The following is a 23,716-nucleotide window of genomic DNA, read 5'->3' on the forward strand; positions in this document are numbered from 1 at the left end:
AGTGATATTATGTCAAAACCAGAGAAGATACTTACGCTTCATCCTCAAGGGAAAAACGGGGTTAATATTGATTTAGAGAAATATAATACACTAAAGAATTATATTTTAACAGCTCTCAAAGAAAGAGCCGAGATTGGCTTTTCTGACTTATTTGAAGAAGCTAAAGATGAACTACAGCCAAGCTTTGAAGGAAAGGTGGGCTGGTACTTTGTAACGGTTAAACTCGATTTAGAAGCCAGAGGAATTATAGAAAGAATTCCAAAGAAAAGCCCACAAGTGATTCGCCTAAAAAAATAAAGGCACCTCCCATAAAGGAGATGCCCTATTCGTCTTATTATAAACTAAAATAATTATTAGTAACCTGGGTTTTGAGGGAAAGAAGCATCCCCACCATCCGTAAGGTCAATTTGCTCTTGCGGAATTGGTCTGTAATTATGTTTTTCTTCAATGTTTACAGAACCATTAGGGTTATAAGCTTTTACTCTTTCTACTAATTTACCCCAACGCTTAAGGTCTGTCCATCTATGACCTTCACCTAGAAGTTCTCTAGCTCTTTCGTCATAAATAAACTCCATAGTAGCTTGGTCAGCTGATATTTCCATTGCAGCTTCACTGCCAGCTACTGCGGCTCTTCTTCTGATAGGATTTATATACTCAACAGCTTCTGCATTTTTACCTTGCATAATTAAACACTCAGCTACATTTAAGTAGATATCCCCTAAACGAGTAACCATAAAGTCTCTACCACCTTGTACTTCGTTAATACTAGCTCTTAATGGGTCTAAGAACTTAGATATTACACCAAATTGCTTTTCTTGATACATGCTAGGTGTATAAACTTGATAAGGGCGTTTTGCTCTTTCGGCTTCAGACATTTCAAAACCTGGCATATAAATAGCCGTATCGCCAATCGCTACTGTGATTTCGTCTTTTGATTTATCAAGAGATGTAGTGAAAGTACCTGCACGAGTTGCATAGAATACTTTTTTGAAACTCTTGTCGTAACGAGCGTCATTTACTCTATCAGCAAAAGCTATATTATACGTATAGTCAGTTGGTCTCAAACGTTTCCAAGGACGACCTACTTCTAATACACGACTCATACCAGGCTGAGTATCATATTCCATAAGGTAGTATAAGTGCCATCTGTTTCCTGTTCCACCTGCTGTAAGTAAATCATAACTAAACTGAATAGAAAAAACGGCTTCTGAGTTTTCATCGTTTCCAAGTTGGAAAAGTTCCTCGTAATCTGAAACTAATGCTCTATCGTAGTTATTAATTACGTTTTTTCCGTATTGTTCTGCTTTTGCAAAGTCTGCAGCACCATCACCAAAAGAACGTGTGGCACGAGCCATATGAACTTTGACAAGCATTGCTTCTACAGCCATTTGCGTATATCTTCCCCACTCACCACTAGTAGCAGGAAGATCAGGCATTGCTGCAGCATAGTCGGCTAAAATTTGTGTATAGACAGCCTCTTCAGAAGAACGTGTAATCTCGGTAATAGGACCGCTAGATTCTGTTAATCTTAAATCTAAACCGCCATAGTGCTGAACTAATACAAAGTAAAAGTGAGCTCTTAGAGCTTTAGCTTCTGCTATTCTGGTTTTTAAAGTCGCGGCATTAATACCCTCGATATTTGGGCCACGCTCTATTACTGCATTACAAGTATTAATACCCTTGTAGTACTCACGCCATAGTCCCCTTATAAAATTATCTCTACCATCTAAGTTTGACTCATAACGGTCATACTTTTTATAACTTCCATCGGCACCATGTGTATAGGTATCAGTTCCCATTTGCATCATAGTCATACCCATCTCTTGAGCGTAATATTGACGCAAAAATGAGTAAGAAGCTTTTACTGCATCTTCAAATCCTACTGGCGAATTAATATAGTCATTACCAATATCGGAGATTACATTTTCGGTTAAGACATCTTCACAGGATTGACCTGTTAATAACGTAACTAGAAGCAACGCTACCATTCTTAAACTCTTCATCTTTCTGAATAGTGTTTGTTTTATATTTTCCATTGTTGCTTATTTTTTAAAATTTAACATTTAGGCCGAAGGTCGCAGACCATGTTGCAGGAGTACCACCGCCATCAATATTGTCGTCGAAATCAGTTTCTGGGTCGGTTCCAGAATACTTAGAGATAAACGAAGAGAATATAAACGGTTGCTGAATACTAGTATATAGTCTTAAAGACTGCATACCTAGTTTTTGAGCGGCCTTCTCAGCGAAGCTATAACCTAAGTTAATGTTTCTAACTTTTACAAATGAACCATCAAAGATGTTCAAAGAAGAGTTCCATTTAGGGAATTCTTGATTTTGGTTAGGCTTAGGGAATGTATTTACAGGATTCGTTGGAGTCCAGTAATCCACGTCGATATTGTTATATCTTCCAAATAATGAGTTATTACTTGTATGATAATTACTTCTAATCGTTTGTCCTAAACGAGCATAGACAAAGAAAGAGAAATCTAAGTTTTTATACTTAAGTCTATTGGTGATACCACCTGAAAATTTAGGAACACCAGAACCTTGAATTACTCTATCGTCCGCGTTGATAGCTCCATCGTTATTTTGGTCAACAATTCTGATTTCACCAGGAACACCACCGTAACTTGCTGCTAAATCAGCTTCATCTGTTTGCCATATTCCTTGTTGTTCGTAATCAAAAATTACAGAAAGAGGTTGACCAATAAACCAGCCATTTCCGACGTCATCTGCTTTTCCTTGAGCTAATTCTCTTACTTCCTCTTTGTTGGTAAAGAAGGTGAAGTCTGTACTCCATTTGAAGCCATTGTCTTTAGATACATTGACAGTACTAATTGTTCCTTCAAATCCAGAGTTTCTTGTTTTACCTACGTTGGTAAATACATCAGAGAAACCTGTAGAAGTAGGAAGGTTTCTTAGAAGTAATAAATCGCTAGTGTTAGTCATGTAATACTCTAACGAACCGTAAATTCTTCCACTAAATAAACTAAAGTCTAAACCAACATTGGCAGAGGTTGAAGTTTCCCATTTCAAATCAGGATTACCTATAGTACCTGGTGCATAACCAAAAGCCTGACTACTTCCGAAGTTATAGGCTGTTTGACCTAATAGTCCTTTAGTTTGGTAAGGGTCAATAGCTTGGTTACCAATAGCACCGTAAGAAAGTCTTAACTTCATAAGGTCAATGGCTGGAACATTTTTAATAAAGCTCTCTTCAGACATGTTCCAAGCAAAAGCTGCACCAGGGAAGTAACCCCATTTGGTGTTATCACCGAAACGAGAAGAACCATCAGCACGAATAGTAGCTGTAAATAAATACTTATCGTTTATACCATAATTTACTCTAGCCATATAAGAAAGGATTGCCCATTCTTCAAGACGAGAGTCAACACCTAAGATAGTTGCCGCAGTCCCTAAGCTGTTGTATTGCTGCGTTTCTGAAGGTATTCCTTCTACTCTTATTAAACTTGATTCATAACGGTCTTTTTGTAAAGACTGTACACCAGTTAAGTTTAATTTATGATTACCGAAAAGTTCTTTGTCATAAGATAAGATGTTTTCTACAGTGTAATTAAATATATCTTCGTTTGCGTTAGAAGCTCTTGGTGGTCCTAAACGAACAGCGTTAGTATAGGTTCCAGCGAAATTGTCATATTTGTCATTTCTGATATCAGGACCAAAGTTGAACCTATATTTCAAGTTTTTCAAAATATTCCATTCTGCATATAGACCAGCAAATATTCTATTGCTTCTTCTTTGATTAACAATAGCCCCGTCTACTAATTCAGAGAATGGATTTGAACGAAGACCATCTTCCGTTGGTAAGAAATTCAAGGTGCCATCATCGTTATATGGTTTTCCTAATGGATTCTCACGTAATGCACCTCCAAGTGGGTTAAAACTCTCACCATTTCTGATAGAGTAGTTCATGAAACTAGAAAGACCAATTCTTAAGTTTTTGGTAATATTATGATCTAAGTTTACTCTAAGAACATTTCTGTTATAGTCCTGATTTGGGATAATACCATTGTCTTTATAATAGTTTAAAGACATATAAAACTGAGAACGATCATTACCACCAGCAAAACCGATTTGGTGATTCATTTTTGTACCAGTTTGTAGAAGACCATCTAAATAGTCGGTAGAACGCCCCATAGCAATACTCTCTAATTCCACAGCTGTGAATATAGAAGCATCATCAGGAATAGTTCCGTCAGCTTGTCTATAAGCTTCTCTTTTTGTTGCAGCAAATTGCTCACCATCCATTAAATCAATGATGTCATGTGCTTTAGAGATACCATAATAAGCGTCGTAATAAACAACTGGCTTACCTTTTGTCCCTCTTTTAGAGGTGATAAGAACAACACCGTTTGCCCCACGAGCACCATAAATGGCAGTGGCTGATGCATCTTTCAATACTTCCATAGATGCGATATCGTTAGGGTTGATGTCACCAGTTCCTGTTGCTAACGGAATACCATCTAGTACATAAAGCGGGTCGTTAGAAGCATTGAATGAACGACGACCACGAATTACTACACGTGGCTGAGTTCCCGGCTTACTACCTGCTTGCATTACATCCACACCAGCTATTCTTCCTTGAAGAGCTTGCTGCGTGTTTTCAATAGGAAGGTCAGTAATGTCTTTCGCTTTTACTGTACTAATTGCACCTGTAAGCTGACTTTTTCTAACCGTTCCGTAACCTACAACAACTACCTCTTCTAAAGCGGCAGCATCTGTATCAAGAGTAACGTTGATTACAGATTGGTTACCAACAACCACCTCTTGAGATACATAACCTACGAAAGAGAACGTAAGTGTGGAGTTTGCAGGAGCTGCAATACTGTACTTACCGTTAATATCCGTAGTGGTTCCTATAGTAGTACCTTTTACTACTACACTAACACCTGGTAATTCTGGAGCATCATCTCCGCCGACTGTACCTGTGACCTGTGCAACCGATTGCAAAGAGGTCAGTAAAAAAAACAGCATGAAGCTGCTAGTTGCTAAACTGAACTGCCAAATCCTTTTTTTCAAGGAATCAGCAGTACGACTGAGTCTAGTTCTTTTCATAAAAAATAGAGTTAAGTTTAATAAAAATGAAATGGTTTGTAATATGATGTTTTCAAGGCTTATTAGTGCTTTTACAACATCTTTGGTCGGTAAGGTAGTTGGAGTAGGAGAAAATTGCAATATTTTCGTAAAATAATTTTATAGAAATAGTCAAAAAATACCTTTTGAAAATCTAATAAATCACTTTGATCTTCTTATTTAATTGTTTGGAATGAACAATTTATGCTCTTTTCTAATACTCTTATTGATTTTGTCTACTAAAAGAGGTGTTTTGTTTTTTCAGGGTAAGCTATTAATATCTAGATGAATAGAGCGTATATAGGTACGAAACCTAAAGACTTTGATGTATATAGCACAAAAAAAGACACCCCCGCATTTGCGAAGGTGTCTTTGAATATTAGAAATGTACTATTTTTTTATTTTAGTAGCCTGGGTTTTGTGCAAAAACGCCTGCGTCTGATCTATCAATTTGAGTTTGTGGGATTGGACGTACAAGGTGTATTGAAGTTATGAAATCTCTAGCTTGTGGGTTATATAATTTAACTCTTTCTACTAGGTTGCCCCATCGTTTTAAATCTAACCATCTTGTTTGCTCTCCGGCTAGCTCCCTTGCTCTTTCTTCCATAAGCATTTCCATGTTCATTTGAGCTGGTGTAATCACCATAGCTTCTTTTTTACCTGGCCATCCTGCTCTTCTTCTTACCATGTTTAGTGCATCAGTGGCATCTTGAATATTTCCTGCCCCTAGTTGAGCTTCGGCTAACATTAGATATGCATCAGCTAATCTAAATACAAAATAATCTCTACTTCCTGACTCGTAAGTCATATCAGGTCTTTTTGTATCAAAGAATTTAGTAAGTGTTGGGAATAAAGCCTCAGAGTACTTACTCGGATTTAATACTTGATAAGGTCTTTTGGCTCTTTCTTCTTTTGACATCTCATATCCTGGGATAAATATGGTAGTATCTCCAGAAGCAAAATTTAAAGTTGTTTTAGAGTCATCAAAGGCAGAGTTATAGGTGCCTGGTTTGTTAGATTTCCAAGTATCTCTAAACGTCTTTTTGTATCTAGAGTCATTTACTCTTTCGCCAAAAACAGTTTCAAGTGCATAGGTAGTAGGTCTTAATCTTTTAAAAGGACGACCGTAATATACATCACGCTGCATACCAGACTGAACATCATACTGCATACCAAAGAATAAGTGAAGGTTATTGCCCCCATTTGTTGCATTCGTATTATTAGTAAGGTTAGTGAGAAGGTCTGAGGTGTATTGTACAGCAAAAACTATTTCAGAGTTTTTCTGATTGTTCTCATCAAAAACACTTGCAAAATCATCTAATAGGGAAAAACCATAATTTTTGACAACACTTTGACTTAATGCTGCTGCTTTGCTAAAATCATCACTTGCTTTAGAAGAAGAGTAGGCCTTAGCTAAATAAACTTTAGCCAATGCCATTTCTGCAGCAGGTTTTGTTGCTCTTCCGTATTGGCTTTGAGAAGCTGGTAAATCAGTAATAGCCGCATTGAAGTCAGCAATTATAGCGGTATACATTTCTGTATCGGTAGCTCTAGTAGTCGCTTTGGTGGGAGCCAATGTCTCAGATAATCTTAAGTCAACCCCACCATACTGTTGAAACAAAATAAAGTAGTACTGAGCTCTTAGGAATTTGGCTTCAGCTACTCTAAGTTTTTTAGTTTCTGCGGCTACCGAAGATTCTGGAGCTCTGTCTATAATGGCATTACAGGTGTTTATACCTCTATATAATTCATCCCATACGTTTGCCAAGTAATTTACAGATGGGTTTAACTGTGGGTCATAAAAGTGGAAACCTTTATAGCCACCATCTGCTCCAGTAGCATAAATGTCCGTTCCATATTCTGTCAATGTTAGCCCTTGTTGTGTACCGTAATAATATCTCAACGTAGAGTATGCCGCATTAACTGCATCTTCAAAACCTTTTGGGGTGTTGATATAATTATTGCCAATACCAGAAACTACAACTTCGTCTAAAACGTCTTCACAAGATTGCGTTGGTAAAAGTAAAGCCGCTAATGCTAATAGTTTTACGGGCTTTATTATATTATTCAATTTCATTTTCTTCAATTATTTTAATTTTTGTAAAAATTAGAACTTGGCGTTAAGTCCAAAAGTAAACACCTTAGTGGCTGGCGTTACACCATTATTTACAGCTGTGATAGGGTTGTTTTCAGAAGAGGAGATTGCAGCCTCTGGGTCAACACCGTTATACTTAGATCTGAACTCAGCCCATATAGCTGGCTGCTGTATAGACGAGAACAATCTTAAAGACTCCATGCCTAATTTGTTGGCAAGAGACTGGTTTAATGCATATCCAAAGTTGATGTTTCTCAACTTGATAAAAGAACCGTCAAAGTATATCAAAGTAGTATTGTATACAGGGAATTCCTGAGTACTCTTAGGCTGAGGGAATTCATTGGTAGGGTTAAGAGGAGTCCAGTAGTCTACTTTTATTTGCTGATATCTTCCAGCCAATGAGTTATTGTTTTGGTGGAATCCACTTACAATAGTATTACCAAACCTTCCGAACAAGAAGAATGACAGGTCAAAGTTCTTATAAGACAGTCTGTTGGTAAGACCTGCAGAGAAATCAGGAACATCCGAACCGTTAAGTACACGGTCATCTGCATTTATAACACCATCATTATTTGTGTCTTGCACTCTAATTTGACCTACAGCAGACCCATAAGACTTAGCAAGTTCTTCTTCTCCTAACTGCCATATTCCAACTTTCTTGTAATCATAGAAAGAGTTTAACGGCTGGCCAATAAACCATCTGTTACCTATATCATCTATTTTACCATTATAAAGTTCTATAATAGCCTCTTTGTTTTTAGTAAACTGGAAGTCTGTAGTCCATTTAAATCCACTGGTTGAATTTACATTAACGGTAGTGAAACCTAATTCTATACCTCTGTTTCTAGTTTCTCCTACGTTTTTAGTAACTTGACTAAAGCCAATAGAGCCAGGAAGCTGATCTGCTAGAAGTAAGGCAGTGGTATTGGTTTGATAAAGTTCTAATGAACCTTGTAATCTACCTCTCCACATGCTGAAGTCTAAACCAATGTTAGCTGTTGCAGAACTTTCCCATCTAAGATCTGGGTTTCCGATAGTATTTGGTCTGTAACCAAAAGCGGCTGTGTTATCCCATGCATAAGCAGTTCTACTTAACAAACCTTGGGTTTGGTAAGGCGATACCGCTTGGTTTCCTACTTTACCCCATCCTGCTCTTAGTTTTAATAGGTCTAACCAGGTAATTTCTTTTGCAAAGCTCTCATTGCCGACATTCCAACCTACTGCCACACCAGGGAAGTTACCATACTTAGTATTCTCACCAAATCTACTAGAACCATCACGACGTAATGTTAAGGTAAGAAGGTATTTGTCGTTAAAGTCATAGTTTAAACGACCCATGTAAGAGTTAATAGTCCATGCTATTAAATCACTTGAAACTCCAGTTACCGAGCTAGCATTTCCAAAATTGAAAAACTCTTGCGATTCAGCAGGAATCCCTTGAACGTTTGTGCCATATTGCTCATAACGGTCTCTTTGTATAGAGTGAAGAGCTGTAGCAGAAAAGTTATGTTTATCGAAAGACTTAGTGTAGCTAAGGATATTCTCTAGCGTGTAGTTAAAACCAAATCTATTGGTGCTGCTTGCCTGAGGGTCACCACCTTTTCTTGAGTTAGTTTGTGAACCAATAAAGCGACCACTTCTAGAAATGTCAACATCAGGGCCAAAGTTCATTCTATATTTTAAACCGTCAATGATTTTTACTTCTGCAAACATACTATTGAAAATACGATAAGACTTAGTGTTGTCAATCTGTGCACCAGGAACTATCTCAGCAAGTGGGTTAGTTAAAAGAGCATCGTTAGTAGGAGAGAAGTTGATGTTACCTTCGTCATCATATGGAGCACCTAGTGGGTTTTGATTTAGCGTAAAGCTATATGGGTTTAGGTTTTCACCATTTCTGTCAGATAGCATCATATAAGATGATAAACCAATTTTAATAGACTTATTGATATTATGATCCACGTTTGCTCTTAAAGAAGATCTTGTGTAGTTCAAACCTTCAGAAATCCCTTTGTCTTTAAAGAAAGATCCAGAAACGTAAAACTGCGTTTTATCAGTACCTCCTTGTACCCCAATAGAATGACTCTGAATAAAGCCGTTCTGTAGAATCATATCTTGGTAGTTTGTGTTTCTGCCAGCAGCAATACCCGCAGCCACACTAGGATCTCCACCTAATACCGCAATGGTCTTGTCTGCTTCTACAGAAGATTGACCAGTAGGTACAATGTTACCACTTGCGTCTTTATATATTCCAGTAGAGCGATACGCTTCTCTTACATATTCCGCAAATTCATCTCCAGAGAAAAGTTCAATTTTATCTAAGGCTTGAGATTGGCCAAAATAAGTGTCGTAAGAAACCGTGGTTTTACCTTTTACGGCTCCTCTCTTAGTGGTAATAAGTACTACACCGTTTGCTCCTCTAGCTCCGTAAATGGCAGTAGCTGTAGCGTCTTTTAGTATTTCTAAAGATTGAACATCGTTAGGGTTGAAGTCTTCATACCCTCCAGCAATCGGAATTCCATCTACCACATAAAGAGGGTCGTTGTTTGCTCTGAAAGATCTTCTTCCTCTAATAAGAATTTTTGGAGTAGAACCTGGTTTACTTCCAGATTGTGATACGTCCACACCTGCTACTCTTCCTTGCAGTGCTTGTCCTACGTTGGTAAGTGGCATTTCGCTAATTTGTTTAGAAGAAATCTGTGAGATTGCTCCTGTAGTTTGGCTTTTCTTTAACGTACCATAACCTACTACTACAATTTCGTCTAATGAAGCTGCATCAGTGGCTAAAGTAACATTAATAATGCTCTGACTTCCTACCAAGATTTGCTGTGCTTCGTAACCTACAAATGAGAAGGTAAGTGTTGCGTTTGAGCCTGCGTTAATAGAGTACTTTCCGTTAACATCAGTGGTAGTTCCAGTGGTAGTGCCTTTGACAACCACGCTGACCCCTGGTAGTGAAGAATTGTCGTCTCCCATAACCGTTCCTGCAACCTGTGCAACCGATTGCAAGGTTATTCCAAATAAGAGCAGTAGAATACTGCAATTACCTAAAAGAGGCTGTAGAATCCTTGATTGTAAGGCTCTAACAGATTTTCTTAGTCCGTTTTTTTTCATAAAAATAGAGTTGTTTTAACCAAAATAGATTTTGAAAGGATTGAAAAATTAATAATTCAAATCAGTAGTCTGATTCAAGCGTGTAAACGCAAGCGAAATGTAGCGATTGTACAATTTATTCTAACAATTCTTATAGTGGTGCGTATATGCTAAAGAGTTTGTTTTTATGAAAGACGAAAATGCCTAGTTATAGGTGCTAAATATCCCTTTGAGATTTCTAAAATTTATAGACTGTAGACATGAATAAAATTTTCAATAAAATGGGAGGGTTTCAAAAACTTATTTTACGGTCAAAAAAAAGAGCCAACTCTTTTAAAGTTGGCTCAAAATAAGAAGATTTAGGGTTATCCTATTAGTCGAAATATCTACCAATATTATCGGCTATTTCATTTCTTAATTCAAGAATGTCAATCTCACCCATTTGCGAGTAGACCTTTTCCCCTTCAGGAGAAATTAAAACTGTATAAGGTAAAGCTCCTTGCCAGTCAGGGTCTATGGCCTCTATCATATCATATTTGTTTACACCTTCTTCTAAAATGTAATTAGTATCTGTTGCCAATTTCTTCTTTAGAAACTTCAGGGTATTGTCATAATTGTCTGCTTCGTCGTTAGAAACTGTCACAAATTCAAAATTTCTATCTCTATACATTTTATATGATTCTGTCAAACCTTGAAATTCGGCTACACAAGGCCCACACCAAGTTGCCCACACGTTAACAAGTCTATAGTTTCCTGTACCCTTGTTTTCCATAACTTCCTTTAGTTTGGCAAGGTCAGCTTTTTCAAGACTTACTGGTTCTTTTGACCAGTCTTCAATCTCTTTGGCTTTGTTTTTTGCTTTCTCCATCCACTTAATAGAACAGCCAAAAGTTTTAGTAACTGCTGGGTTCGGCGTATTTCCAGCTAAAAGTGCATCAGTTGCCATTCTTAGGTTAAGTACCTTTTCTTTTCCTATATGTTCATCATCGTCTATTCTTCCTACATATTGAAGTTTTCTGTCCTTGTCAAATAAGAAAACATGAGGAGTAGCTACAGGGCCATATTTCGCTGTTACTTCTTGTGTGGCACCATCATATAGATATGGGAAGTTGAAATCCTGATCTTTTGCACGGTATTGCATATCCTCAAAACTGTCATTTACATCTGTATAGCCCAACTCATTAAAAAGAACGGCCTTATCGGCATTTGGGCTAATGGCCACCAGCTGTACACCTTTGTCTTTATAATCAGTAACGTATTTTTTTACACGAGCCTCATATGCTTGAGCCGTAGGGCAATGATTACAAGTAAATAATACAGCAAGAAGATCAGCATCTTCAAAACTCTCTAAGGAGTACTCTTTATTATCTACTCCCATTAGTTTAAAATCTGGAGCTTGAGAGCCTATTTCTAAAGTTTTGACAGTTTTACTATCAATAATAGCAACTTCTGCTATTTCTTCTGATGCTTCCTCGGTATTTTCAGTGGAGGAAGTACAAGCCGTAAAAGCTAATGCTACGGCTAGGTAGAGCGAATTCTTCATACGAATGTTTAGTTAATTTATTTCGGGTTGAAATTTTTTATAAAAATACATGAATAAAAGGAGGAAGATAATTTAATAGCGTTGCTTATGCTCTATCGAATGAATGTATTTGTCTATTTTTGCCTTTATTTAACTGCTTTAGGCTTCAAAATCTTTCAATGTGATTGAAAAACAGAATTCTTCTAGTGGGCTTTATGCATGGTCCATCCTTCTTTTTCTGGCAATTATTTGGGGCCTCTCTTTTTTATTCATCAAGAAAATAGTTGTGGTTTTGACTCCTATAGAGTTAGGAGCTGGACGGGTTTTCTTTGCTTCAATATTTTTGATTCCTTGGGTTTTAAAAGGTTTTAAGACCATTCCAAAAGAAAAATATAAGTGGCTTATTGGGATAGGTTTACTTGGTAATTTGTTTCCTGCATTTATATTTTCACTGGTAGGGAGTAAGCTTAACAGCTCATTAGCCGGAACGCTTAATTCTACCACACCTATTTTTGTGCTAATAATAGGAGCTCTTTTCTTTGCTTCTAAAATTCTAAAATTTCAAATCATAGGAATTATAGTAGGCTTCACTGGAAGTTTAATTTTAGTTTTTACTGGGAATACAGAAGGTATTAACTTCGCAAACCCTTATGCATTATTGGCCATGTCGGCTACATTGATGTATGGTTTCAATGTGAACATTGTTAGTAAATACCTTGGAGAGCTGAAGCCGCTTCAAATGACAGCTGTTGCCTTTTTCTTTGTAGGAATAGTGGCAATGATTATATTATCGTTTACTGATTTTTATTCTAAAATACTTGCTCCCGAAAACAGAGTAGTTTTTTATTATTTGATTTGCCTGGCTGGTGTTAATACCTCGCTAGCCTTAGTGCTTTTCAACTATATGCTCCAAATATCTTCACCAGTCTTTGCTTCTTCTGTTACTTACCTTGTTCCAATAGTGGCTACAGTTGCAGGCCTTTTTGATGGCGAATTGATTTCAATTTGGCATTATCTGGGAATGAGTGTTATTTTGATAGGTGTTTACCTAATAAATAAGAAGGAAACGTAAAGAGGTTTTAATAAGAGAAAAAAATAATCGCAATTCAATTATATTTGCACAAACACCCAATAAATGTCAATCAAGTACAAGAGAATCCTACTGAAATTAAGCGGCGAAGCCCTAAACGGAGGCGACAAAAGCCAGATAATTAATTCAGAAATACTTTCACAATTTGCCAAAGAGGTAAAATCAGTGGTAGATGCAGGCTGCGAAGTAGCCATAGTGATAGGTGGAGGTAATATATATAGAGGGGCATCTGCCGACTCAGGAATAGATAGGTCTCAAGGAGATTATATGGGAATGCTAGCCACAGTTATTAATGGTATGGCAGTACAGTCTATCTTAGAAAACCATGGTTTACAAACAAGACTGCTTTCTGCCATAAAAATGGAGCAGATAGCTGAGCCTTTTATAAGAAGAAGAGCCATTAGGCACTTAGAAAAGGGGCGTGTCGTTATTTTTGGTGCAGGTACAGGAAATCCGTATTTTTCTACAGATTCAGGAGGAGCTTTAAGAGCGAATGAAATAGAAGCGGAGGTTTTATTAAAAGGAACCAATGTGGATGGTGTGTATGATAAAGACCCAAGAAAAAGTGATGACGCAGTGAAGTACACTGAAATTACTTTTGATGAAGCCATTAATAAAGGATTGAAAGTGATGGATAAAACAGCTTTTACCCTTTGTCAGGAAAATGATTTGCCTATTATTGTTTTTGACATGAACGGAGAAGGCAACCTTTTAAGGGTGGTAAATGGTGAAACTATAGGAACATTAGTAAAAGATTAGTTAGAACGGTGTTTAAACCGTTCACAAAGAATAATTCGTAAATAGCCCAAACGAAATTTAAGAGCAATGGAAGAAATTGACATGATACTGGAAATGGCGGAAGATAGTATGCAAAAATCTTTGCGTTATACTTCGTCAGAATTGAAAAAAATTAGAGCAGGAAAAGCCAATGCAAATATGCTTGATGGCATCTCCATAGACTATTATGGTGTTCCTACTCCTATAAATCAGGCCTCATCTGTAACCACACCCGATGCCCGTACTATTTCTATTAGACCTTTTGAGAAGAGCTTATTAGCTGATATTGAAAGAGCTATAATAAATGCTAATTTAGGTTTAGCTCCTACTAATGATGGCGAGTTTGTCAGATTAAACTTACCGCCAATGACGGAGGAAAGAAGATTTGATTTGGTGAAAAAGGTTAAAGTAGAAATGGAAACTGCTAGAATCAACGTTAGAAAAGTTAGACAAGAGTCAAACGACGAAATCAAAAAACTTAAAAATGATGGTGTATCTGAAGATGCTATCAAAATAGGTGAGGAGCGAGTTCAAAAGTTAACCGATAAGTTCATGGTTAAGGTAGATGAAATGCTGGCTGTCAAAGAGAAAGATATAATGAGTGTTTAAGTTTTCAGGATAACAAATATGGGTAATATGAAAAGATTGTTTTTTCTATTTTTCTTAGTAATTACCCATTTGACGAATGCTCAAAATTACTTTGATGAAAACGTAAGTTGTTTTGATTCTAAAATCAGAATAACTGATGACAAACTTTCAAAACTCAAAGTTGCTTATCCGGGTGATGGAAACATTGACGTCACCTACTACTTTTTAGATATTAAAATAGAACCAAGTTCCAGATACTTAAAAGGTTCTGTTCAGATAGATTTTCTGCCTTTGGTAGAAAATCTGTCTGAAATAAGTTTAGATTTAGATGATTCATATGCGGTAGATTCTGTCCTTTATGAAGGGGAGAATTTAAGCTTTTCAAAAGAATCATCTCAAATACAAATCACCTTCCCTACAACCATAGCTTTAGGTGCTACCCCAGCATCGATAAAAGTTTACTACCAAGGAACCACACCTAGCCCGAGAGATAAAATTGGTCTTGCATATACCACCCACGGTAATAATCAGTCCGTGATTTGGTCCTTGAGCGAACCTTATGACGCCCCACTTTGGTGGCCTTGTGTGGATAATCCAGCCGATAAGGCGGATTCATGCGATGTATGGATAACATTACCAAGCTATTATACATCGGTTTCGCAAGGAACTTTGGAAGACTTAATTAAAAACACTGATGGTACCAATACTGCTAAATGGAAGCACCAATACCCAATAGCCCACTATTTAATTTCTATTGCAGCAGCTAATTATCAGCTTTTAGAAAGAAGCTTTACTTACGGCCAAACAGGTGCTATGCCTGTTTTGGATTATGTCTATCCTGAGATTGCTAATGATCCAAGGTTGAGCCCTCTTTTAGATGAAACTGTAGAAATGTTGAGCGTTTTTTCAGACGCCTTTGGCGAATACCCTTTCATTAAAGAAAAATATGGGCACGCTATGTTTGGCTTTGGTGGTGGGATGGAGCATCAAACCATAAGTTCTATGGGGACATTCAATACGAGTTTGATAGCTCATGAATTAGCTCATCAATGGTTTGGAGATAAAGTTACTTGTAAAACTTGGAGAGATATCTGGGTTAATGAAGCTTTTGCAGAGTTTGGTTCCTATTATTTTACGGAAAAGTCAGAAGGAAAGGCAGCCTATAATAATGAGGTAAGTTTGGCCATGAACGGTGCCAAATTTGTAAATGGTACTGTGGCGATAGAGAATACTAATTCGGTAAACGAGATTTTCAATTTTGCTAAAACCTACCAAAAAGGCTCTGTAGTGGTACACATGCTTAGAGGGGTATTGGGTGATGATGTTTTCTTTAAAACACTTAAAGAGTTTCAAAATACAGAGTTTGCTTACGGAAATGCCAGTATCGAAGATTTCAAAGCAGTGGCAGAAAGGGTTTCTGGCCAAAATTTGACTTACTTTTTTGACGAGTGGTTGTTTGGTACCGGCTATCCTAAATACTTTTTTGGTTGGGAGCAAGCGGAGGATAATACAGCTTGGTTAAGCATTATTCACTCAGGCTCAGAGGAAACAGATTTGTTTACAATGCCGGTGGAGTTGAGCTTAACTTTTAAAGATGGAAGCAGCCGAATTGAAAAGGTTTTTGTGGATACCAATACTATGATAATATCATTGGACAACCTGGAAGGAGAGCTTAGTTCTATAGTTTTTGACCCTAATAATTTAATTCTTAAAGACCTTTCTTTGGGTTCTTTTGTACCTGCTTTAGGTACACAGGAAGAAATAGGTTTCTCTTTATATCCAAACCCTACAGAAGGACTCTTAAAGTTTGATACGGCAGGGAAAACGGTGTATTCTTTTGAAATTCATAATGCCAACGGTAAAACCATGGGCAAAGGGCAAACTGATGTGCCCTTAAATGTAAAATACCTCCCAAGTGGAAGGTATTTTATTCGTTTTAAAAACGAGGATAATAAAGTTTTTGTCAAATCTTTTATCAAAAATTAAACAGGCTCGGCAACAGCTACAGTGTCTTTAGATAAAGGAGCTGGCTGTGGTAAAACAGGCTGCGGTTGTGGTACTTGTGCAGGCTCTTCGTAATCTTGATAGATAGGTCTTTCTGGTTGCGGTTTGAATATTACTTTCGTAATAAAATACTTAGTATCTCCATTCCAAGGGAATCTTACAAACTTCTCTTGATAGATTAGTGTAACTCTTTCTCCAGTGCCTAATGCTTTTCTTAAATCTACAATAACCGAATCGGCCACTGTTGAGAAATCCCAGTAGCGAGGCTGAAGTGTTCCAGTTTCACCAGAGTACCCACCTTCGTTAAGTACGCCTTCATAGGTTTTAAATATATAGCCTCTTTCACTTAGCTTTGAAAGAGTACCTGCTCTTTCGCCTGAGCTAAAGTAACCTGTACTAACATACCAAAATGCGGCTAGCAGTATAGCCAAGAAGACTAATAGAAATATTCTGAATTTCATAAAATGCGGTTTTATTTCGTTTGTTACACAAAACAAATGATTTTTTTCAAGATTATCTCTATTTCATCCGTTTTGAAGAGAAATGATGTTGTTTATTTAGAGCGAATTGCAATTACTGGATTCATAGCTGCTGCCTGAGATGCAGGAATTATTCCAGAGAGAATTCCAATAAAACTAGCAATAAAAAGACCGACTATCATGTTTCCCGAAGTTAATATCAAATCAAGCGAGCCGAGGTCAATGAAGCTAATCAAATATACCAGCAATAGGCCTATAAGTCCGCCCAGTACACATAAGAACACAGATTCAAAAAGAAACTGGAAAAGGATAAAGTAGTTTTTAGCCCCTAATGACTTCTGAATTCCAATGATATTGGTTCTTTCTTTAACGGAGACAAACATAATGTTTGCAATACCAAAACCACCAATCAATAGAGCAAAAGCTCCGATAATATAGCCGCCGACACGCAACGAACTAAAAACAGATGATAAGGCATTCGCGGCAGCATCAGGTCTATTTAGTGCAAAATTATCTTCCTGCGTAGGTCTTAAGCCTCTCACGGTTCGCATAAGACCAGTGATTTCTCCTTCTAGAGCAACCATGTTTTCATCATCTTCATAAGCTTGAAGCTGAATCATGCCATATAGGTTTCCGCTAGAAAACATTCTTTTGTGCTTTAAGAAAGGGATGTAAATTTTTTGGTCTGGGTTTCCACCAACATCTACCAACTGTTTCCCTTTAATTTCTTGTGTGCCAATTACAGTAAATTTTTGACCCTTTATTTTGATGTTTTTACCTATACCGTTCCCGTCAGGAAAGAAAGTGTTGTAGATTTCTCCTCCTAAAATAGCCACACTTTGTCCTGAATTTATTTCTTGCTCCGTAAAGTATCGACCTTCAATTACTGGTACTTCTGTGATTAAGTTAAATTCTGCCGTGATACCATGACATAAAGCATCAAAACTGCTGTTCTCGTATTTCGCGTTTGCCAAAGAGTAATCCATGATGGTAATGGCATTCGCATTTTTAATGCGTTCTTTCAAAAACTGATATTCGGAGTATTTAGGTCTTGGTCTCTGAAAATATTTCCACCAAGGGTAGTCGCCTTCTCCAAACATCCATGGAAACTTATCTACATATATGGTTTTTTCACCAATGCTGCTTAATGAATTTTTGATGTTCGCTTCTAGGGAATCTACCATGGTTAAAACACCTATGATGGAGAAAATGCCAACAGTAACACCTAGGAGGGAAAGCAATGTTCGCAGAAGGTTTGCTCTAAGAGCTTGCCATGCAAATCTAAAACTTTCAAATACGAGTTGTAGAAATTTCATTCAATTAGCCGATTTTGGTAGTGTAAAGGAAGATAATCACTACTCAAAAAACAAAGCTTTTGGTAGGGAGGCCATGAAGGGATAAACGAACGGATGAAAAGGAGGATTTATGGATATCGACCCCAGCCATTCATGCCAAGCGAAATGCCTAAGGTGGCTGATGGGTAAATACCCTTCTGTGCTATTCTATTGAAAGAGGTATGGTAAATGAATTCATAACCAGGCTCCAAATCTTGGTCAAAATTGTATTGATATCTTAGGCCAGCACCTATAAAGAAATCGAATGTGGGAATTCCTTTTTTGATAAATGTCTTTCCATACTTTAGATGAAATGCCATTACATTTATATTGACAGTGTATTTATCAGTTTGAGGATTTTTACTTGGCGACTCCTCCGTTTTTACAGCAGTTTGAGGGTAAAGAACTAATTCACCTCCAAAATATGTACCCCACGGATTATCCATATCTATGGTTTTGTAATACCTTTTGTATTCTATTCTAAAAACATCTGCTTTGGTATATTTGGTTTGTTTGAAAATCTCAGGAGCACCAAAGCCATAAGAAAATTGAAGGCTATTTTTAGGGTTGATGAAATACTCCGCCTGAAATTGAATAGTGGGGTCAATATTGACCATAGCAAATGGCCTCCACTTTATTGCATATTTAGGTAAGAATGTAGTAGTATCTTGAGAGAATGCGAAATTTGATAGAAGTAAAATTGAGAAAAGTGATATTTTGGTGATGTGTTTCATGTGAATTAAAAACTTATCTATTGTGTGTGCAGGTGCTATGTAGGTAGCTGCAATTAAAAATACGTACTATGACTAAAAAAATTGCGATAATACTCTTAGGAGTTTTTATTTTTTCTTGTAAATCAACCCAAAAGGCGGCCAATATTAAAACGGGCGATGGACTGTTCCAACTTTTTGTAGAGGACGAGAATAGAAGTACATTTTATTCTGATAAAAAAGGTGTTTTTGGAGCCAATGGCATGGTGGCTTCTGCTGATGTAATGGCTTCTGAGATAGGCAAGGAAATTTTAAGGAAGGGAGGTAATGCCGCGGATGCATCGGTGGCTACGTTTTTCGCTTTGGCGGTCACGTATCCTTTCGCAGGAAATCTTGGTGGTGGGGGATTTGCCGTAATTCGTGAAAGCAACGGAACTAACCATGCCTTAGATTTTAGAGAAAAAGCTCCATTGAAAGCTCATAGAGATATGTACTTAGATGAGAAAGGAGATGTAATTAAAGGAAAAAGCACCTCGGGTCACTTGGCATCTGGTGTGCCAGGTTCTGTAGCGGGAATGGTAGAGCTGCATCAAAAACTCGGAAAAATGTCTTGGGAGAAGTTATTGCAGCCTGCTATTGACCTTGCTGAAAACGGAGTAATATTGACCGAAGGTAGAGCTAATGGTATGAATCGCTCTAAAAAGCGTTTTCAATTAATGAATGGTGACGATACGCCATACTTTATTCATCCTACTAAAGATGAATGGGAAGCTGGCGATTTGTTTGTTCAAAAGGATTTGGCAGAAAGCCTGAAAAGAATTCAAAAAGGTGGAGCGAAAGGTTTTTATGAAGGAATCACGGCCGATTTGTTAGTAAAAGAAATGGAAAAAGGAGGCGGAATTATTAGCCATGAAGATTTGCAATCATATGACGCCGCCTGGAGAGAAGCCATCAAGAAATCATATAAAGAATATGAGATTATTTCTATGCCGCCAGCATCAAGTGGTGGAGTGGCTTTGGTGCAGTTAATGAGATTAGTAGAGCCTTACCCTTTAAAAGATTGGGGTTGGAACTCTGGTAAAACAGTACAGGTAATGATAGAGGCAGAAAGAAGAGTATATGCCGATAGAGCAAAATGGATGGGCGATACGGATTTTGTCAAAGTACCTATGACCGAGTTGATGTCTTATCCATATTTGCAGGAAAGATGGGCATCTTTTGATGAGAATAAGGCAAGTAAAAGTGAAGATATTTCTGGAGGGGCGGTTCCATATTATGAGTCTGATGAAACCACACACTTTTCTGTGGTAGACGGCGATGGAATGGCTGTTTCTCTCACCACCACTTTGAACGGAGGATATGGTAGCAAAGTAGTGGTAGACGGTGCAGGCTTTTTGATGAACAATGAGATGGATGATTTTAGTGTAAAAGCTGGCGTGCCAAATATGTTTGGTTTGATAGGAAATAAGGCGAATGAAATTCAGCCAGGAAAAAGGATGCTTTCTTCTATGACGCCGACGATAGTAGAGAAGGATGGGGAATTACTAATGGTGGTAGGAACACCAGGTGGCAGTACCATTATTACTTCGGTTTATCAAACGATTCTTAATGTGGTAGAGCATGGCATGGGCATGCAGCAGGCGGTAAATGCATTGAAATTTCACCACCAGTGGTTGCCAGACAAAACTTTTATAGAGAAAGACGCCTTAGACTTAGATGCTCTTCAAGAGTTACTAAACAAAGGCTTTATCATAGAAGCTCAAAACAGAACCTTGGGGAGAATGGATTGCATCATGCTTCACCCTAACGGAATGCTCGAGGGAGCTTCTGACCCAAGGTCAGAGAATACTAGCGTTGGATACTAAATTTAAATAATGAACCATGATTCCAATTAACAATTTACTTCTCTTTGGTTTAGCGGCATTAATTATGGTGCTTTCTCCTGGGCCAAATATGATTTATTTAATTTCAAGGTCTTTATCCCAAGGGAAAAGTGCTGGTGTGATTTCTCTTTTAGGCGTAATGTGTGGTTTCTTATTTCATATACTGATGGTTTCGTTTGGTCTTACTGCCATATTCTTTGCTGTTCCTTATGCTTTTGCATTGGTCAAATTTATGGGAGTAGCATATCTGTTATACTTGGCCTTTAAGACGGTCAAGTCGGACAATAAGATTTTTGACGCAGACCAAAACCTAAAAGCCGACAAGCCTCTTAAACTCTTTAATATTGGATTATTGACAAATGTTTTGAATCCGAAAATGGCGGTATTTTACCTTTCGTTTTTTCCTCAGTTTATAAAACCTGAACATGGTTCTATTTTAAGTCAAAGTTTTCAATTGGGGGCTATTCAAATATTAATAAGCTTTTCTGTTAATTTATTGATAGTCATTTCTGCAGCAAAAATGGCAAATTGGTTCTCTAGAAAACCAATTTGGTTAAGGGTACAGAAATGGTTTATGGCCTCAGTCCTAACGGGACTTGCGGTTAAAATGGCATTGGCAAAGGCTAAGTAGAAATAGTTTCTACTAATTTCTTGAAAGCACTAGTGCTTTTACTTCTGCCGCTTCTGAATTGGGAATTGATAGAGCTGAAAGCACAATGTCATTTGTGCCTTTTGGAATCTTGATATTCCCAATTTTCATTTTAGACCAAGTTTTTTCGTAGGCTTCTTTTCTGGTGATTCTATCTGGGCTATCTATGAAGGTGCCCTCAAAAGCTTCAGTCAAGGATTTGGTCACATCTGAGTTTTCAATTTTCACTTTGATTACCGCACCTAAAGACTCCTCTGGGCAATTGTAAATCAAATAGGCATTCAATTCAGTTTCTTCTGATGAGCTCACTAGCCATCTCATTTCATCTTCTGTAGATGTCCAGTTTTTTAACCAATCATGTGCCCAGCCATGGCCTTCTTCATAATGTAGATTACCAGAAAATTGAGCTTCGTAAGCGGGTAACTCTATATAATCTGTATTAACAGCTATCGGTTTTACAGCTTGATAATTCTTTGAGGCATCTGTAAACCAGCTGATGTACTTATTGTAAAGGCTTTCGGTAAGTGTTGTGTTGTCTTCTGAAATATCGTTTTTCTGACTTGGGTCGGAATTTAAGGAGTAGAGTTCTGGAGATTCTCCTTTAAAAACCATCAAGCTTTCTCCAGTTCTTAAAGCTCCTGGGTTGTTTTTTAGGTCTTTTTCGAGAAAAGCAACATGGCCAAAAACCGCTCTTTCAGGTATTTCTACTTCTGTGTTTAATAAAACATTTGCTAGACTAATACCGTCAATTTCTTTTTTAGATTCATGCTCAATACCACAAAGTTCTTTTAATGTAGGTAACCAGTCAATGTGTGCCGCCAGTCCTCCAATTTTTCTTCCTTTCGCTATTTTATTTGGCCAGTTAATAATGGCAGGAACTCTTACGCCACCTTCATCCACATGGCCTTTTACACCCTTCATTTCACCGTTATAGCGGGCACCGTTTGGTCCATTGTCAGACATAAAAATCACGATGGTGTTTTCTGCTAAACCTTCGTTTTCTAGTTTCTCAAGGAGTCTTCCGATATTGAAATCCACATTATCTACCATTCCATAAATACTGGCAAGTCTATCGTCCAATCCTTTCGCTTTATACTTGTCGAAGTAGCTGTCGGGCACTTGGAAAGGGCTATGCGGAGCATTAAATGGCACATAACACAGAAAAGGCTCCTCTTTGTTTCTGTCTATAAAGTCAATGGCTTTATCTGTCAAATAATCTGTGATAAAACCAGTACTCTGAATTTCGGTATTATTGCTATCTAGTTTAGTGTCAAAATAATTGCTCCAGTGCCCTGCACAAAAGCCTATAAACTCGTCAAAACCTTGGTCGGTTGGTCGGTTTGGGTAATGGGAACCATTGTGCCATTTGCCAAAAATGCCAGTCTTGTAACCGTTCGTTTTAAAAACTTCGGCAATGGTTTCTTCTTCCGTGTCCATAATTTCTAGTCCATTAGAAACAGAAGTGGCACCCGTTTTTAAATGATACCTGCCGGTCAATAAGCTGGCTCTGGTGGGAGCACAGAGTGGCGAAACATAAAAGCGATCAAACTCAGCACCGTTTTGACTTAATAAATCTAGGTTAGGTGTTTCTATGATGTCATTGCCGTGGCTGCTCATATCTCCCCAGCCTTGGTCGTCTGTCAATATGAACAGAATGTTAGGCTTTTTTGCCTCCTCTTTTTGACAAGAAAAAATGGTGAATGAAAAAAGAGCAAGGAATAATAAGGAGAATCGCATTGAAATAGGCTTTGTTGAATTTTACTTAAAAGTATAGAAAATTCCGAAGCCACTATTATTGTTTAAAGATGCATTTATAGATAATATCGATATAGAGTTATGATTGGTATAATCAATATTAGCGAAGCCAAAACCAGCAGTAAGCATTAAGCTTTCTTTAAAGTGATACATGAACCTAATGGGTGTGGCATAAAGGTTAATATTTACACCATCAGTATCTCCAAGGATAGCTGAAACAGACCCTCCAATATATGGAGCAAGATATAGTTTATCCACCAAAGGAATAAACTTACCTCGTTCTATAGATGGTCCTATTGAAAAAGAATTGTTTAAATTATTGGTAGGATAAAGTGTGAACTTTCCGCCAAAGGCCCAATAGGTGTTGTCGCTCTTTATTTTTCCAAATAAAAGTGAAGAACTTATTGAAGTATAGTCATTGTTTGACCCAGAGGTAATTTGTGCATTCAAATTTCCATTAACTATTTTTCTGCCGGCCAAATCTTGTGCAGAAGCAAAATGAGAAACTAGAATAAGGGATGCGAAGAAAAAGAAGTGTTTCATAATGTGATATTTAATTTTTGGATAACGAATTTAAAATTAAATATGTTGAAACAAATACATCTCCTATCAATTTATTACAAAAAATAGGAGATGCATAATG

17 protein-coding genes are annotated in these 23,716 nt (G+C 37.4%); 7 read left to right on the plus strand and 10 right to left on the minus strand.

From position 1 onward, the window contains the following. Nucleotides 1–9 precede the first annotated feature (9 nt). Nucleotides 10–297, plus strand: a complete 288-nt coding sequence (locus tag AC0L6O_RS03875) for a DUF6958 family protein (RefSeq protein WP_473306467.1) — start codon at nt 10–12, stop codon at nt 295–297. Nucleotides 298–353: 56 nt separating this feature from the next. On the opposite strand, the gene AC0L6O_RS03880 is transcribed toward AC0L6O_RS03875, so the two are convergent. The 5 genes from AC0L6O_RS03880 to AC0L6O_RS03900 all read right to left on the minus strand — a co-directional run bounded on the left by AC0L6O_RS03880 (nt 354) and on the right by AC0L6O_RS03900 (nt 11,825). After that, nucleotides 354–2,036: a RagB/SusD family nutrient uptake outer membrane protein gene (locus AC0L6O_RS03880; protein ID WP_473306468.1), complete on the minus strand. Its 1,683-nt coding sequence runs from the start codon at nt 2,034–2,036 to the stop codon at nt 354–356. 13 nt (nt 2,037–2,049) lie between these two features. Then, entirely contained in the window at nt 2,050–5,076 is a 3,027-nt protein-coding gene (locus tag AC0L6O_RS03885) for a SusC/RagA family TonB-linked outer membrane protein (protein WP_473306469.1), read from the minus strand. A gap of 421 nt (nt 5,077–5,497) precedes the next feature. After that, nucleotides 5,498–7,171: a RagB/SusD family nutrient uptake outer membrane protein gene (locus tag AC0L6O_RS03890; protein ID WP_473306471.1), complete on the minus strand. Its 1,674-nt coding sequence runs from the start codon at nt 7,169–7,171 to the stop codon at nt 5,498–5,500. Nucleotides 7,172–7,201: 30 nt separating this feature from the next. After that, entirely contained in the window at nt 7,202–10,303 is a 3,102-nt protein-coding gene (locus AC0L6O_RS03895) for a SusC/RagA family TonB-linked outer membrane protein (protein WP_473306472.1), read from the minus strand. 352 nt (nt 10,304–10,655) lie between these two features. Further along, nucleotides 10,656–11,825 (minus strand): redoxin domain-containing protein, encoded by a 1,170-nt coding sequence (locus AC0L6O_RS03900; protein ID WP_473306473.1) that lies wholly within the window; start codon nt 11,823–11,825, stop codon nt 10,656–10,658. Between the two features lie 160 nt (nt 11,826–11,985). Between AC0L6O_RS03900 and AC0L6O_RS03905 the strand changes: the two genes are divergently transcribed. The 4 genes from AC0L6O_RS03905 to AC0L6O_RS03920 all read left to right on the plus strand — a co-directional run bounded on the left by AC0L6O_RS03905 (nt 11,986) and on the right by AC0L6O_RS03920 (nt 16,245). Continuing rightward, nucleotides 11,986–12,876 (plus strand): DMT family transporter, encoded by an 891-nt coding sequence (locus AC0L6O_RS03905; RefSeq protein WP_473306474.1) that lies wholly within the window; start codon nt 11,986–11,988, stop codon nt 12,874–12,876. A 63-nt stretch (nt 12,877–12,939) separates the two neighbouring features. Further along, nucleotides 12,940–13,653, plus strand: coding sequence for a UMP kinase (gene pyrH / locus AC0L6O_RS03910; RefSeq protein WP_341227849.1), 714 nt, complete (start codon nt 12,940–12,942; stop codon nt 13,651–13,653). Nucleotides 13,654–13,719: 66 nt separating this feature from the next. Continuing rightward, nucleotides 13,720–14,280, plus strand: coding sequence for a ribosome recycling factor (frr, locus tag AC0L6O_RS03915; protein ID WP_473306475.1), 561 nt, complete (start codon nt 13,720–13,722; stop codon nt 14,278–14,280). Between the two features lie 27 nt (nt 14,281–14,307). Next, nucleotides 14,308–16,245, plus strand: a complete 1,938-nt coding sequence (locus tag AC0L6O_RS03920; protein WP_473306477.1) for a M1 family metallopeptidase — start codon at nt 14,308–14,310, stop codon at nt 16,243–16,245. Here the strand turns inward: AC0L6O_RS03920 and AC0L6O_RS03925 are convergent. The 3 genes from AC0L6O_RS03925 to AC0L6O_RS03935 all read right to left on the minus strand — a co-directional run bounded on the left by AC0L6O_RS03925 (nt 16,242) and on the right by AC0L6O_RS03935 (nt 18,810). Then, entirely contained in the window at nt 16,242–16,724 is a 483-nt protein-coding gene (locus tag AC0L6O_RS03925) for a hypothetical protein (RefSeq protein ID WP_473306479.1), read from the minus strand. The two genes, AC0L6O_RS03920 and AC0L6O_RS03925, sit on opposite strands and share 4 nt — an antisense overlap. 92 nt (nt 16,725–16,816) lie before the next feature. Continuing rightward, nucleotides 16,817–18,058, minus strand: a complete 1,242-nt coding sequence (locus AC0L6O_RS03930; RefSeq protein WP_473306481.1) for an ABC transporter permease — start codon at nt 18,056–18,058, stop codon at nt 16,817–16,819. Nucleotides 18,059–18,165: 107 nt separating this feature from the next. Continuing rightward, nucleotides 18,166–18,810: a hypothetical protein gene (locus AC0L6O_RS03935; RefSeq protein ID WP_473306482.1), complete on the minus strand. Its 645-nt coding sequence runs from the start codon at nt 18,808–18,810 to the stop codon at nt 18,166–18,168. A gap of 68 nt (nt 18,811–18,878) precedes the next feature. On the opposite strand from AC0L6O_RS03935, the gene ggt reads away from it, so the two are divergent. Both ggt and AC0L6O_RS03945 read left to right on the plus strand, forming a co-directional pair. Continuing rightward, a complete protein-coding gene (ggt, locus tag AC0L6O_RS03940) occupies nt 18,879–20,651 on the plus strand; it encodes a gamma-glutamyltransferase (protein WP_473306484.1) in 1,773 nt (590 codons plus the stop codon). 16 nt (nt 20,652–20,667) lie between these two features. Continuing rightward, complete coding sequence (locus AC0L6O_RS03945) at nt 20,668–21,300, plus strand: LysE family translocator (RefSeq protein WP_473306485.1); 633 nt, start codon at nt 20,668–20,670, stop codon at nt 21,298–21,300. A 12-nt stretch (nt 21,301–21,312) separates the two neighbouring features. Here the strand turns inward: AC0L6O_RS03945 and AC0L6O_RS03950 are convergent, their stop codons facing one another. Next, nucleotides 21,313–23,055, minus strand: a complete 1,743-nt coding sequence (locus AC0L6O_RS03950) for an arylsulfatase (RefSeq protein WP_473306487.1) — start codon at nt 23,053–23,055, stop codon at nt 21,313–21,315. A gap of 21 nt (nt 23,056–23,076) precedes the next feature. Continuing rightward, entirely contained in the window at nt 23,077–23,616 is a 540-nt protein-coding gene (locus tag AC0L6O_RS03955) for a hypothetical protein (RefSeq protein WP_473306488.1), read from the minus strand. Nucleotides 23,617–23,716 lie beyond the last annotated feature (100 nt).

It is taken from the genome of Arcticibacterium sp. GJ41-1 (assembly GCF_055808875.1).

Bases quoted from the DNA above. Each gene is read 5' to 3' on its own strand.
- AC0L6O_RS03950 (WP_473306487.1), bottom strand. From the start codon at position 23,055: ATGCGATTCTCCTTATTATTCCTTGCTCTTTTTTCATTCACCATTTTT.
- AC0L6O_RS03895 (WP_473306472.1), bottom strand. From the start codon at position 10,303: ATGAAAAAAAACGGACTAAGAAAATCTGTTAGAGCCTTACAATCAAGG.
- pyrH (WP_341227849.1), top strand. From the start codon at position 12,940: ATGTCAATCAAGTACAAGAGAATCCTACTGAAATTAAGCGGCGAAGCC.
- AC0L6O_RS03890 (WP_473306471.1), bottom strand. From the start codon at position 7,171: ATGAAATTGAATAATATAATAAAGCCCGTAAAACTATTAGCATTAGCG.
- ggt (WP_473306484.1), top strand. From the start codon at position 18,879: ATGACTAAAAAAATTGCGATAATACTCTTAGGAGTTTTTATTTTTTCT.
- AC0L6O_RS03885 (WP_473306469.1), bottom strand. From the start codon at position 5,076: ATGAAAAGAACTAGACTCAGTCGTACTGCTGATTCCTTGAAAAAAAGG.
- AC0L6O_RS03955 (WP_473306488.1), bottom strand. From the start codon at position 23,616: ATGAAACACTTCTTTTTCTTCGCATCCCTTATTCTAGTTTCTCATTTT.
- AC0L6O_RS03925 (WP_473306479.1), bottom strand. From the start codon at position 16,724: ATGAAATTCAGAATATTTCTATTAGTCTTCTTGGCTATACTGCTAGCC.
- frr (WP_473306475.1), top strand. From the start codon at position 13,720: ATGGAAGAAATTGACATGATACTGGAAATGGCGGAAGATAGTATGCAA.
- AC0L6O_RS03875 (WP_473306467.1), top strand. From the start codon at position 10: ATGTCAAAACCAGAGAAGATACTTACGCTTCATCCTCAAGGGAAAAAC.
- AC0L6O_RS03945 (WP_473306485.1), top strand. From the start codon at position 20,668: ATGATTCCAATTAACAATTTACTTCTCTTTGGTTTAGCGGCATTAATT.
- AC0L6O_RS03920 (WP_473306477.1), top strand. From the start codon at position 14,308: ATGAAAAGATTGTTTTTTCTATTTTTCTTAGTAATTACCCATTTGACG.
- AC0L6O_RS03900 (WP_473306473.1), bottom strand. From the start codon at position 11,825: ATGAAGAATTCGCTCTACCTAGCCGTAGCATTAGCTTTTACGGCTTGT.
- AC0L6O_RS03935 (WP_473306482.1), bottom strand. From the start codon at position 18,810: ATGAAACACATCACCAAAATATCACTTTTCTCAATTTTACTTCTATCA.
- AC0L6O_RS03880 (WP_473306468.1), bottom strand. From the start codon at position 2,036: ATGGAAAATATAAAACAAACACTATTCAGAAAGATGAAGAGTTTAAGA.
- AC0L6O_RS03930 (WP_473306481.1), bottom strand. From the start codon at position 18,058: ATGAAATTTCTACAACTCGTATTTGAAAGTTTTAGATTTGCATGGCAA.